The following is a 12,054-nucleotide window of genomic DNA, read 5'->3' as shown; positions in this document are numbered from 1 at the left end:
GAGGCTCACTTGGCGAAGAAAAAATCAATAGTCGATAGGATTTCAGACACGGTTACAGAAATCGTGGACACTGCGTCAGCAGCGCTCAAGCCAGATCCCGAGGCGGTTGCAGCAACTACGAACGAACAGGTCTGCATCCCGGAAGCGACCGACGCTGCGGCCACGCCAGCTCCACTGTTCGCTCGGAAGAAGCGCGGACCTGCCCCTATGAGAGCCAACAAGAGAGTGGCGGCGGCAATGGCGAAGAAGAGAACGTCCCGTTCTCAGAACACTGCAGAGCAATCGAAGAAGGCCGCAAAGAAGGCCGCTCCCAAAAAACCGGCTAAACGCGCGCCAACAAAAACTGCAAAGAAGGTTGCACCAAAAAAGACCGCGAAGAAGGGCAAGAAATCGAAGCGCTAGTTGCGCTTTCAGTTTGATCCGGCGCCGCTAACTACCAGTCATTGTGCGCCAATTCGCTGAGCTGTTTTCTGAGTTATTACCAATTTGGCAAACTTCCAGAGTTTTCCGGATATCGAACTTTTACGGCGCTTGACTACTTTTCGTGGCGAAGGAGCCTCTTTCATGAAGCCATCCGAGATTTACAAAGAGAACGCCGATAACTGCGCCATGCTCGCAGAAGGAGAGCCCTCAAAGGATAGTCCAGCTTACAAGCGGTACCGGCGCATGGAACAGGCGTGGCGCGCTTTGGCCGAAGAGCAGGAATGGCTGGATGGCGAAGTACCACCGCTTGAGACGGATCATGCCGACGTATTGAAAAGGCCGCTTCGTTAGGGTCGCCTCTCCCTTAGAGACTGCGCCGTTGCCTAGCTTGCCGCGACCTAGCGGGTCATGTTCATTCAAGCCAAACAGCCGACATCTATAAGTATCTCAGAGCTCAATTGTTCTCCGCGACCTCAGCCGCAAGCTCTGCCACAGCGCGTCTGCCTGCCTCGGTCAACCCGCCCAGCGTTTGGGTGTGAAGCGAAGCGCATTCGACAATCTTTTCGGCCACGAAATTGCGGGCCGGATACGCTTAAAAAAATTGAGCCTGCAAGCCCGATCGAGTGCCACACTCTCAATATCATTTTTGCTTCCTGGAACGGCTGAATACTGGCAGGCCTTCTCGATGACGCTCGTGCACAGGCCAAACCCGCCGTCTCTGTGAAGGCGCTGATCTAGACGGCCGACAAGCTCCTCTGCGAAAGTCGGAACGAGCGAATGTGGGCCAACGGCGGTCCGATCGACCCATTGCCGTCGATCGACCAAGCTGTGAACGGGGGTTACCAGTGGCTCGAAATAGAATGCTCTCGCGGTAAGACAAAGCGAGACGTTGACTTGGCCGAGTTGCGTCACCCGCCGACGACCTTTGTCCATGATCTTGCGAGTCGTCTCCGCTGCAGCAAGTGTGCCAAGACAGGCCGCAGGCCTAGCGCGACGCTATTGCAGCTGGGCCTGCGACCTCGTCAGATCGATCAGGATACCTGAGGATGTGTAATCTTTACTCGATGACGAAAAACGTCGATGCGATTCGGCGCTTGTTCGGAGCGCTCAATAGCAAAGTCGGCAACCTACCGAGCATGCCCGGCATCTTTCCGGACTATCCAGCGCCAATCGTTCGCAACGCTTCTAATAGACGAGAGATCGTCATGGCGCGGTGGGGCATGCCGTCGTCGCAGAAGGCCATCATGGACGCAACGAAGAAGCGAGCTGACAAACTAGAATCCAAAGGCAAGTCGGTAGACTTTAAGGAACTGCTGCGGATGGAGCCGGACGGCGGCACGACCAACATCCGCAACGTGGAGAGCAAACACTGGGCCCGCTGGCTCGGCGTCGAGAACCGTTGCGTGGTGCCGTTCGACTCGTTCAGCGAGTTCAACAAGGCAAAGGGCGGCGACATCTGGTTTTCCATCGACGAGAGCCGCCCCCTCGCTTGCTTCGCCGGCATCTGGGCCAACTGGACGTCCGTTCGGAAGGTCAAGGAAGGCGAGACAACGAACGACCTCTATGCCTTTCTTACGACGGAGGCGAACGCCGAGGTATTCGCTGTTCACCCAAAGGCGATGCCAGTGATCCTGACGACGCCGGAACAGGTCGAGATCTGGATGCGGGCACCCTGGGACGAAGCGCAGGCGCTAAAGCGTTCGCTCCCGGACGGCGCGCTCCAGATCGTGGCTCGCGGTATGAAGGAAGATCAGCCGCAGCATGAAACACGCTGAGCCTCGTGGTTGCTATGGAACTCGCCCGCGTTTGCCATATTGGACACTGATTACGCGGCCTGCTCAACTTGTCCCGTTAACGGTCCCTGCACTCCACCTTTATGGAGGAAGCTATGTCTGACAGGCGAGAACTCTATCGAAGCCCGAACGGCGACACTTGGTTTATCGGACGCGAACCGATGAATGGCCACGCCTTCATTATTCATCAGCCGAATGCTCCGTCTGGCGGGCATCTATCTCACATTGAGCTAGGGGAGTTTTTGCGTGATGTGAAAGGGCCAGAGCAGCAAGCTCTGTTGCGATTGATCGGCACCTTGGTGGAGGTACCTCCCTTCGCCTAACGAGGACAAGAATGTCCCGCTCTTCGAGCCAGCCTATTTTTGCGTAGAGAGGACACTTTCTGGCGGAGATTGTCATAGAGGTCCCCCTTAGCGGATGCAGAACAACCTTTGGCGGAGGTACCAGCACTCTCTGTCACCGGAAACCACCACTGGGAATCAGCGAGAGCTAGAAGTACCCGAAGTCGAAATTGACTCAGGAAACCGCAATAGCGGGCGGATGTTGAATCGCCGCCTCGAGCGCGGCTCGCCGTGAAAAGTGTGACGTCACATCGCAAATTAAAAACGGCCCCGCTGTTAGGACAGTCGGGGGCCGAGTTGAGCGCTTGCGGTTCTATTAGCAAGCAAAGCTTAGTCCAATAGCTTGCCGCGTCTAAAGTTCCCATAGCGCCCCGGCCAATCCCGGCCAGTAGGGTGAGGAGTGCGGATCTGCGGCTATCTCTTTGCTTTCTTGACCTTCTTCTTCGCAGCCTTCTTCTCCACCCGGACGCCTTTGAACTTCTTGGCGGCCTTCTTGCCTTTCTTCGGTTTTTTGACCGCCATGAACTCGCCGGAGCTCTTGTCGCGCTTGGTCCAGGCGGACGCACCGCCGAGCGTCGACTTTGTCTGTGATCGTTTTTTCACGGCGCCTTTGCGCGCGTTGTCGCCGGTGGGCTTGTTGACGGCCAATTGTTCCTCCTATGCGGATAGTTAAAGGCATTGCCAGCTTCGGGAACGAAATCAGGTCGCGTCAAATTGAATCCCGGTTCCGTGGCGTTGGAGTTGTGTATGCGTCAGTCCCGTTGGATGCCGTCGATCGTCCCTGATGACGAGCCCACCGTGTACCTGGTGGCCGATGATTTCGGGCGGGCCGGCCGCGCTTGGCGCGAAGCCGATATGGAGACCTCGGATCTCGAGACGGTCATCCAGGATCTGATGGCTGGAGAGTACCGCCGCCCGATCAGGACGTATCCGAAGACATCGCGCGCGAGATCCAGCACCGCTTCAATCTGCAACTCACAGATGTCCCCTCGCACCTGCAGGAGTTCGTCGACCGCTACGCCGCCCAGGACCTGCGGCAGTTCAGCCTGCGCCTGGTCTAGCCGTGGCGTTTCAGCGAAAGAAACCGGAGGCAAACGGCGTAAAGGCGCCGCTTCCCGGATTCATCGAGCCAGCCTTGGCGACGTCGATCGACCGCGTGCCCTCCGGCGATCGCTGGGTCCATGAGATTAAGTTCGACGGCTATCGCGTCCAGGTGCATCTCGCCAACGAAACGGTGAAGGTTTTCACCAGGCGCGGTCATGACTGGACCAATCGCTTCAAGAAGGTCGCTGCAGATGCTTGGCACATCAAGGCTAGCTCGGCGATCGTCGATGGCGAAATCGTGGTACCGGCCGCAGATGGCACCACGGATTTTTCGGTGTTGCAGAACGAGCTCAAAGGGACGTCGACCAAGATCGTCCTGGTTGCGTTCGATCTGCTCTATCTCAATGGCCGGGATATGCGGAAGCTCCCCCTCGATCAGCGCAAGGCCGCGCTGACGAAGATCATTGCCGGCAGCGACGTCCAATTTAGCGAAAGCTTCGAGATCGACGGCCGCGAGATGTTCGCGCACGCCTGCAAGATCGGGATCGAGGGTGTGGTCTCGAAAGTGCGGGACAGTGTTTATGCGAGCGGCCACGGCAACAACTGGGTCAAGAAGACCTGCGCGCAACGCGAAACCCTGACCATCGCCGGCTTCGCGCTGGATGAGGGCAAGTGGGATGGAATGTACCTGGCTCGGCGCAAGGGGAACGAATTGATCTATGCGGGCAAAGTCGACCACGGCTTCGACAAGAAGTCCGCTGCCGAGCTTCGCAACCGCCTGGAGCCTCTGAAGCGAAAGACGCAACCCTACACCGAGCGCATCGGGCACAAGGGCATCTGGGTCGAACCAAAGCTGCTCGTCGAGATCGAGTACCGCGCAAAGTCGGCCGTGGGCAAGGTGCGGCATCCCTTCTTCAAAGGGCTGCGGGAGGATCTGTGACCATGGCCCGCCTGACTCCGGCCGAGCAGATTGAACAGAGTTACGACCTCGCCATGATGGCATTCGCCGACTACCTCACACACGAGCGAGATGCACCAGCGACGGTCGACCGGCTGATCGCCATCCTTGATCTTGACAGTCTTCGCGACGCAATCACGGAAGTCTTGGTTGACTCCCGCGTCCACCCGAGGCCGCAATCCGAGATTTCAGCTAGCTTCCGAGAATGAACGTTATCGGAAGTGATTACGGACTTACCGCGCGAAATACCCGTTCTGCGTCAGCATGCGGCGCCGCATAGCCCTCCTTCACTCAGGGCTAGGTGGTACTGCTCGACCAAGCCCCGAGTTGCTAAAGCGATTGGTTCAACGTTTCGCAGGCGGACCGCTCTTGTTGCCCGGGAGTCCTTTAACGCCGCTCGGATCCTGCTGTTGCACAGTAGAATCGCCCGCTGAGCCGACGGTGCCTTGACCGGGGGGCGGTCCGCTCTTACCGCCGGGTGCACCACTGATGCCGGTGCCGGAGTTTTGCGCGCTAGTAGCGGTTGCAGCGCCGCCGACTCCAGGTTGCCCAGGCGGGTGCGCTGCGGCGCCGGGCGCCTCCTGGCTCCCAACGTTTCCAGAGGCGCCCGAGTTATGAGTTTTTACGCCTTTATCCGCCTCGTTCTGCAGGTTCTGGTTTGGTGTGGCTTGCTGTGCCATGACCGGTCCTAAGGACAAGGCGGAGACGACGAGTGCAGCCGACAATTTCCGCATGAGCTTCCTCCATTGTTTCCCCCGCCGCCTCATCAACTCGCGTCCGACCCGAGATTTCCTGCGCACGGCAAATATGCAGCCTGCTTAGCCTCGAGGGCGCTTTTTTCCAAAAAGGGCGCCCTTCGAACAACTTCTTCGGCAAGTATCGTGGTCAGAAGGGACGCGACGGCGCCCAGGGCGCACTTCCGCTCCATCGCATCTCAGTTGGCGGGGATCCGCCCTTGCTGCGGCGAGTTCGTCTTCTTAATCATCCAGCGCTGGAGCGAGCTTATATCGGCTGCACAGCGAAACGGCGGCGGCGCGGTGATCCCCGTTAATGAGCCCGGCGCAGCGTCTGGGCGCGGCGACTTGCTGAGGAGTAAGCCCTGAGGCCCGCGCGACCCCGCCGGTGGGCCGTGGTGGGCACTCGTGGCTCTCCAAGAAAGAGCGCTTCTGCTACACTGCTGCATCGCGCTGCGCGGTGGGGCTGGAGCCTGGAACTTGCAGGCTGGAGTGGGCTTAGGTTGTACATGCCCCGCTACTATTTTCACATCAAGCATGACCGCCACCAGCCCGATACCGAGGGCGAGGAACTGCCCGATAAGCACGCCGCCTGGAAAGAAGCCACCGTGACGGCGGGGCAGATCCTCCAGGGGTTGGACGGCAGGCTCACACCTGATCGAGAGTGGCGCATGGAGGTTACGGACGAGTTGGAGAACATCCTGTTCGTGCTGCACATTAACGCCGAGAAGCCCTCATAGGCATTGGGTGAAAGGCTTCGCGCGTTGTCGAGAAGCTGAAACTAACGATCAGCGCTTATCTCGCCCAAACAGAGAATGAATGTTTTGGCCCAGCCTGACCAGAGCGTTCGCGCACATGTCTTTGTCGCTACGTCCGGCTAGGAAGTCTTCAATTCCGCTTGCGATTGCCGCCGTCAGGCCAGTTCTGGAGCTTGGCTGGAAGAGCGGTAGCTCATCGAGGCAATCGTTGTCGTCATCGAGGACAACGTACCGAGTGACCTCCTGGTGCTCCCGAAGCCATGTTTGCACCTCTTCGCAGCGGGGAGCACCCGGCATATCCGGGCACATATCGTGGAAAGGCACCTTGTAGAACTTCGCAGCAAGGAGACCGACAGGATCCACTCTCCACGTCGACGACAGAACCACGTTAGCGCCGGTTTTGGTGACAAGCTCTTGAAAGCGGGCTAGCAGTTGGCCGTCCACGATGTATGGAAATTTGCGGGGATTAGGCGTCACATCGCTGTTCAGTACACCATCGATGTCCAAAAAAATGACTTTCATGACAGTGTAATGACAGCGGTGGCCGGTCGTTCCTCTGGGAGACACGTCCTCTATCAGCCGCAAGTGGCATCGGATTGTCTTAGGAGGTGTAAGCCGCTCGATCTGATGGGGTAGGTGGCATTCCAGAACGCCCGGACGCAAGAGCGGACCACCTCCTGGACAGGGACACGACGGTCAGCAGCAGGATCCAACCAACGTGAAAGGCCTGGCTGGTAAAAAGAGCGGCCCGCTCGCGAAACGCCGAACAGTGCGATCGGTTCGGCAGTCCCGAACCTTGCCCTCAAATCTAACGTGAAAGACCCGCCACTCATTGTCTGGCGGGTCTTTCTGCTCGCTCTATTTGCCCTTCATCTTCGGGGCATTCATCGTCGCCCCCGGATTTGCGGAGCTTGGGCTGTTTGATTCGCCTTGTCCGCTGGCCGCTGCTGGAGAATTGCGGCCACCGCCCGCTCCCGCACCACCGCCGCTACCGGCGCCGCCTGATCCGCCCGCTTCCCCGCCTGCACCACCAGCGCCTCCTCGAGACCCTCCCGCCTGCGCCGAGGCTGCAGCGACGCCTGATGCTGGCGGATAGCCGCAGTACCTCCGCTGGACCAACAACGGATCAACGCGATTGCGAAGCGACGAGGTGATGAAGCCGGCGCGCATCGAATGTGCGGCGAACGCCGCCTCTTTCAGGGCAGCAATCGCGATCGCGCCTTGCGATCCGAAGCCTACACAGCGATGTCAGGTCTTGAAGAAGACCATCCAAACCCCGCCCAGGGTAACCATCGCGAGCACCGTGCTTATGCCGAGCAGCAAAAGCGCACTCGGACCAGGCTCAGCCTGCCGAGCCTCGGTCGGAGTCTCCACGGTTCTTCCGTTCTCAAATTCTGGCATGAAATATCCTTGGGTATACCTCAACCAATAGGGGTCAGGGGGCATTGGTTCCCAGAGAGGGAACGCACCCGCCTTGGGCGTTCTATCCGGCCGACGAGAAACAGTTCGCTGTGGTGACCGACCACGACAATCCAGCAGCGATCCCAATCCATGGTCCTGAAAAATCTGGAAGTGACGATGCCGGCTTCGCTCGAACGGCGTCGCAGAAGATCGCGAATCTCCGTGACGCCAATGGAAGACGCCGTCAGCTGCCGCGTGAGCTTCCGAATATTGTCTTCAATCGCGACCGCGGCACCCAAAGAGCCGGGGCCCGAGCACGTGGACGCACTATTACCAGCACTGGACCTCGAGAGACATCCACCGGCTTTTGTCGCGTCCATGTAGGCTTCCGGAGGAACCCCTGAATAGCCCAGCGTGTTTCCTGTCCGGAAACCACTCCGGAGGATGCCGTGGGCTTTTTTACTAAAGACATCAAAACACTCAACGACCTCTTCGTGCATATGCTGCAGGATATCTATTACGCAGAGCAGCAGATCGCGAAGAACCTGCCCGACATGATCGAGAAGGCGACCGATCCAGGCCTTAAGAACGGTTTTCAGACGCATCTCTCCGAGACCAAGGGCCAGATCACGCGGCTGGAAAAGGTGTTCGAGATGCACGGCGTCGAGGCCAAGGGGGTCGATTGCCCTGCTATCGACGGCATCCTGAAGGAAGCGAGGGAAGTCGCAGGCGACATCGACGACAAACAAGTTCTCGATGCAGCCCTGATCGCAGCGGCCCAGGCCGTCGAACACTATGAAATTACGCGGTACGGCACTCTGATCGCCTGGGCCAAAATGCTGAGCCGCGACGATTGCGCCTCGGTCCTGCAGCAGAACCTCGACGAGGAGAAAGCGACGGATCAAAAGCTTAACACTATGGCACTGCGCAGCGTGAATCAGAAAGCAGCATGAGCCGTTAACAAGCGAGGCCGCCTGCATGCGGGCGGCTAGCCATTTCAGCAGGAAAAGATGGACCCCGAAATTCTCAGAGCGGCGGCTGCGGCCATCACGATAATTGCGGCCACAATGGTCGCGGCTAATTTGAACGCGCGGATCACCGTGGGCGGCTTCGCCATCTTTATTGTGGCTTCGATTGCCTGGAGTGCGGACGGCGTGCTTGAAGGCAAAACCTCGCTTGTTGTCCAGAACGTCGTGCTTCTCCTGATCAACCTTCTGGGCGTGTGGCGTTGGCTGCCGCGCGCCGGCAAGGAAGCCTGCGCGATCTAAACCTGCGCCCTTTTAACGTCAGCTTGTTTTGCAGCGGCGGTCGCAGCGGGCAAGCGGCGGTTCCCGTGCTTCCGTCAAGCGCCGATCGTTCTGCGGTACTCGACGCAGAAATGGAGCAGGAGGAAAGGGCCGAGCTCTCGCGAGGATCTCGAAGCCGTGCAGCGCCGCGTGGAAGCCAAGGAGAAAGACTGAGCAATGCCGCGTCCGGCTGCAGCTCCCGTGATCAAAGAATTGACGCCCGAGGAAAGACGCGAGCGTCGTCAAGTTCGGCGCGAGAAACAGCGCGAAAACAATATCGCTCGCGCAGCGAAGATGCACCAAAGCCGGCTCAAAATGGAGAGCGAGGGACTGAAGTCGGCGCCGTCTTTGAAGAAAACCGTCTTCGTAGGGTGTTCCGGCTGGCGCTACTGGAAATGGCGGGACTCATTTTATGCGGAAGTGCCACAGCCAGACTGGTTCGAGCACTACGCATCTGCCTTCGACACAGTTGAGATAAATGCTTCCTTTTATTCGTGGCCGACCGTCGCGAATGTTCAGGCGTGGCGGCGTCAGGCGGGCGGCCAGGATATTGTCTACACGGTAAAGGTCTGCGAGTTCATCACACACGTCAAAAAGTTCAAAGGTACAAAAACACTGATCCGGGATTTCGGCATCATCGCTGATATTCTTGGCGAGCGAATGGGCTGCTTTCTTTTCCAGCTGCCGCCGAGCTTCCGCTATACCAAAGCGCGTTTGAATTCGATCGTCAGCCAGCTCGATCCGGCCCGCCGCAATGCGGTTGAGTTCCGACACAAGAGCTGGTGGAACGAAGATGTCTACGGTGCCTTCCGCAAGGCCGGGATCATCTTCTGCTCATGCAGCGGTCCGCGTCTCCCTGACGAGCTCGTCCGGACGGCTGACGAGGTCTATGTCCGCCTGCACGGGCCTGAGCGCTGGTACCAGCACAATTACTCAGACGAGGAGCTTTTGAAGTGGGCCAGCAGGATCAAATCGAGCGCCGCAAAGAGAGCGTGGATTTATTTCAACAACGACTACGACGCCCATGCGCCGCAAAACGCAAGAACGCTGCACCGCATGCTCTCTCCTTCCCGCCCCAAGCGGCAGACCGCGCATCCCACCTTTGGAACCGCGGCGGCCAAGGACGCTTAACCTGCGCGTTCCGCGATCCGTGAACGCCTCGGTCGTGCAGGTACTCAAGCGGGAGTTCACATGTTCTTCTGGCATTCAGCTCTAATACTCATGGTCGATGCTCTCCAGGTGATAGATATGCGGCTTCGTCAGCTTGCGGCCGGTAATGGCACCTCCGATGAAATGTTTCTTATGGTGACGGAGAAGCTCGATGCTGCGGCAGAGGCCGGAACCATTTTCGTCCGCAGCGGCGATTGCAGTCACGTCCTTGATCAATACCGCAAAGTGGTTGCCGCGAATATTGAGAGATTATCGGCGAGGTAACAAACCGGGTGGGGTCTTACTTCTCTCCCCGGCCCTCGGGCTCATGACAGTATGGGAGACCAAACCCATCTGTCCTTGGGTTCTCAAAAGAACGCGTTCAACGCTTGGAACGCGGACCTTCGATTGATGATTTCTCAACTAGCTCGCGGCGGAGCCTGTACCAAATACCAAGTGACCCGACCCGTCTCTTACGCCGCGACGAATAGCCGGAGCGCTACTCGGTTCCCAATGCCCGCTCAACCGGCAACCTTTTCCTCAATCAGCGTTAGGGGTGGTGAGATGCAACAGCCTGTTCGGAAGTTCTAATCGTATCTGTCAAAGATACCTCGTTTCTGATCTGAGTCTTCGGCGAGCATGTTCTATTCGGCTGCGAGACGGAGCCAAGCCTGTTTGTCGCCAACGTTGTCCGCCTGTGCAGCCAGCCGCCGGCATTGCTCAGCCCTACTCTTAACTCAGCTTTCGGACACATCATTTTCCCTACGTCTGCTAGCGCTAGAGGTGCAGCGTTCCGGGCACGAATGTCCCGGTCAAGAGTGGTTGCCAGAGGGACCGATGCAGTAGGTAAGCCGCTCAATCCAGCATCTAGAAGAATATCTTACTACCTTCGGCTCTCTCTTGGATTGCACGCAGCGGACAGCCTGCACAAGCACGTCGTAGCTCGGCTCAGCGCGTTTTAGCTGACCGATCCGGGCTCCCGGTTGATTTGCATTTCTCAATCGGCGGAAGGCGGCGACCACCACCCTCCTTCGGCTACCAGGCACCGTGATATGGGATGGCAGAGCGGCGCTGCGTTGAGGCCTTCATCGGGTTGATACCGCAATCCTCATTGGTGCCACTAGCCGTGGCTTTGCACTGCGCAAAGCTTGAAAACGAACAGTTACCGGGATAGCCCGACTGGCGACCCTGCAGACAATAGCTGTCTTGCACCGGCGTAGCTAACGCTGGAGAAATTCCGGCAAAAGAGATGACGGAGAGAGCCGCGAGGACAGGAACGGATAAACGCCACGACATGTGAATGCTCCAATGCATGCCGCGTCACGCGACACGTCTTTTTAAGATACGTTCGAACACGCCGATGCTTTCACGGCCGAGGATTAAATCGCGTCCATGGTTGGAAAGCCGAACGTCTCCGGCCAAGCTGCATAACAATGCCAAGTGAGACGCACTCCTGATCTTATGTCCAGCGAATGTAGGCCGGATCGCGTGGCCGGCCGGGGATTGCGTCCGGGCGGACCAAGGATGACCCACTAAAAGGATTCGGCAGCTACGAACAAGGTCGGCCAAAGTTTCAGCAACCTCGGAAGAATAACTTTCTCGATTGCTGATCTGTTTCTGGAACGGGGCTTCCGCGCTGCCGTTGGACCGTACATTCTAAACAGGAGTTTCAAATGAAGAAGTTGATTATTGAGCTGCACCCGGTTCTGTTGACACCGGCTTAAGCTAATCCAACCTTCCGTTCGAACTCCATAGGGCTCAGATATCCGATCGTCGAATGCCTTCGCTTCGGATTGTAGAAGCGCTCGATGTAGTCGAACACGTCGGCCTTGGCCTCGTTGCGTGACCGGTACACTTTGCGCGCTGTTCGCTCGGTCTTCAAGGACGAGAAGAAGCTCTCCATTGCAGCGTTGTCCCAGACATTGCCTGACCGGCTCATCGAGCAGACCACGCCGTGATCGGCCATCAGCCTCTGGAACTGTTCGCTGGTGTATTGGCTGCCGCGATCGGAATGATGCAACAGCGCGTCCGGCTTGCCTCGTCGCCAGATCGCCATCACCAGGGCATCGGTGACGAGCTGTGCCGTCATTGCTGTACTCATTGACCAGCCGACCACCCGCCGCGAGAACAGATCAACGACTGCGGCCACATAGAGCCAACCCTCCGC

At 58.1% G+C, this 12,054-nt stretch carries 16 protein-coding genes and 1 pseudogene; 13 read left to right on the top strand and 4 right to left on the bottom strand.

The window, feature by feature from the left end; all coding sequences use genetic code 11:
• Positions 1 to 9 precede the first annotated feature (9 nt).
• The 5 genes and pseudogenes from IVA74_RS02495 (at position 10) to IVA74_RS02475 (ending at position 2,539) form a co-directional block, all read left to right on the top strand.
• Positions 10 to 402 (top strand): hypothetical protein, encoded by a 393-nt coding sequence (locus IVA74_RS02495; RefSeq protein WP_247339535.1) that lies wholly within the window; start codon positions 10 to 12, stop codon positions 400 to 402.
• Between the two features lie 162 nt (positions 403 to 564).
• Positions 565 to 774, top strand: coding sequence for a hypothetical protein (locus IVA74_RS02490; protein WP_247339534.1), 210 nt, complete (start codon positions 565 to 567; stop codon positions 772 to 774).
• Positions 775 to 1,146: 372 nt separating this feature from the next.
• Positions 1,147 to 1,467: pseudogene (locus tag IVA74_RS02485) on the top strand (hypothetical protein); the annotation flags it as partial.
• A gap of 2 nt (positions 1,468 to 1,469) precedes the next feature.
• Positions 1,470 to 2,198, top strand: a complete 729-nt coding sequence (locus IVA74_RS02480) for an SOS response-associated peptidase family protein (RefSeq protein WP_247339532.1) — start codon at positions 1,470 to 1,472, stop codon at positions 2,196 to 2,198.
• A 113-nt stretch (positions 2,199 to 2,311) separates the two neighbouring features.
• Complete coding sequence (locus IVA74_RS02475) at positions 2,312 to 2,539, top strand: hypothetical protein (RefSeq protein WP_247339531.1); 228 nt, start codon at positions 2,312 to 2,314, stop codon at positions 2,537 to 2,539.
• Between the two features lie 432 nt (positions 2,540 to 2,971).
• On the opposite strand, the gene IVA74_RS02470 is transcribed toward IVA74_RS02475, so the two are convergent.
• Entirely contained in the window at positions 2,972 to 3,205 is a 234-nt protein-coding gene (locus tag IVA74_RS02470) for a hypothetical protein (RefSeq protein WP_247339530.1), read from the bottom strand.
• 191 nt (positions 3,206 to 3,396) lie between these two features.
• Here IVA74_RS02470 and IVA74_RS02465 point away from each other — a divergent pair, with 191 nt between their 5' ends.
• From IVA74_RS02465 to IVA74_RS02450, 4 genes are all read left to right on the top strand, one after another.
• Complete coding sequence (locus IVA74_RS02465; RefSeq protein WP_247339528.1) at positions 3,397 to 3,618, top strand: hypothetical protein; 222 nt, start codon at positions 3,397 to 3,399, stop codon at positions 3,616 to 3,618.
• Positions 3,619 to 3,620: 2 nt separating this feature from the next.
• Positions 3,621 to 4,541: a non-homologous end-joining DNA ligase gene (gene ligD / locus IVA74_RS02460; RefSeq protein ID WP_247339526.1), complete on the top strand. Its 921-nt coding sequence runs from the start codon at positions 3,621 to 3,623 to the stop codon at positions 4,539 to 4,541.
• Between the two features lie 2 nt (positions 4,542 to 4,543).
• Entirely contained in the window at positions 4,544 to 4,768 is a 225-nt protein-coding gene (locus IVA74_RS02455; protein ID WP_247339522.1) for a hypothetical protein, read from the top strand.
• Positions 4,769 to 5,802: 1,034 nt separating this feature from the next.
• Positions 5,803 to 6,033: a hypothetical protein gene (locus IVA74_RS02450; protein WP_247339520.1), complete on the top strand. Its 231-nt coding sequence runs from the start codon at positions 5,803 to 5,805 to the stop codon at positions 6,031 to 6,033.
• Between the two features lie 48 nt (positions 6,034 to 6,081).
• Here IVA74_RS02450 and IVA74_RS02445 read toward each other — a convergent pair whose 3' ends face one another.
• Positions 6,082 to 6,573, bottom strand: a complete 492-nt coding sequence (locus tag IVA74_RS02445) for an HAD domain-containing protein (RefSeq protein WP_247339518.1) — start codon at positions 6,571 to 6,573, stop codon at positions 6,082 to 6,084.
• 1,328 nt (positions 6,574 to 7,901) lie between these two features.
• Here IVA74_RS02445 and IVA74_RS02440 point away from each other — a divergent pair.
• The 4 genes from IVA74_RS02440 (at position 7,902) to IVA74_RS02425 (ending at position 10,172) form a co-directional block, all read left to right on the top strand.
• Complete coding sequence (locus IVA74_RS02440; RefSeq protein WP_247339516.1) at positions 7,902 to 8,405, top strand: ferritin-like domain-containing protein; 504 nt, start codon at positions 7,902 to 7,904, stop codon at positions 8,403 to 8,405.
• 57 nt (positions 8,406 to 8,462) lie between these two features.
• Positions 8,463 to 8,720, top strand: a complete 258-nt coding sequence (locus IVA74_RS02435; RefSeq protein ID WP_247339514.1) for a hypothetical protein — start codon at positions 8,463 to 8,465, stop codon at positions 8,718 to 8,720.
• A 195-nt stretch (positions 8,721 to 8,915) separates the two neighbouring features.
• Complete coding sequence (locus IVA74_RS02430; protein WP_247339513.1) at positions 8,916 to 9,869, top strand: DUF72 domain-containing protein; 954 nt, start codon at positions 8,916 to 8,918, stop codon at positions 9,867 to 9,869.
• A 60-nt stretch (positions 9,870 to 9,929) separates the two neighbouring features.
• Positions 9,930 to 10,172: a hypothetical protein gene (locus tag IVA74_RS02425; RefSeq protein ID WP_247339511.1), complete on the top strand. Its 243-nt coding sequence runs from the start codon at positions 9,930 to 9,932 to the stop codon at positions 10,170 to 10,172.
• 750 nt (positions 10,173 to 10,922) lie between these two features.
• On the opposite strand, the gene IVA74_RS02420 is transcribed toward IVA74_RS02425, so the two are convergent.
• On the bottom strand, positions 10,923 to 11,183 hold the full coding sequence (locus tag IVA74_RS02420; protein WP_247339509.1) for a DUF3551 domain-containing protein: 261 nt from the start codon (positions 11,181 to 11,183) through the stop codon (positions 10,923 to 10,925).
• A gap of 424 nt (positions 11,184 to 11,607) precedes the next feature.
• On the bottom strand, positions 11,608 to 12,054 hold a 447-nt coding region (locus IVA74_RS02415), incomplete at its 5' end, for an IS3 family transposase (protein WP_247339505.1).

Source organism: Bradyrhizobium sp. 132, assembly GCF_023074185.1.
Classification (GTDB): domain Bacteria; phylum Pseudomonadota; class Alphaproteobacteria; order Rhizobiales; family Xanthobacteraceae; genus Bradyrhizobium.
The sequence above is the reverse complement of the archived record's forward strand: the minus strand, read 5'-3'. Positions and strand labels throughout refer to the sequence as shown.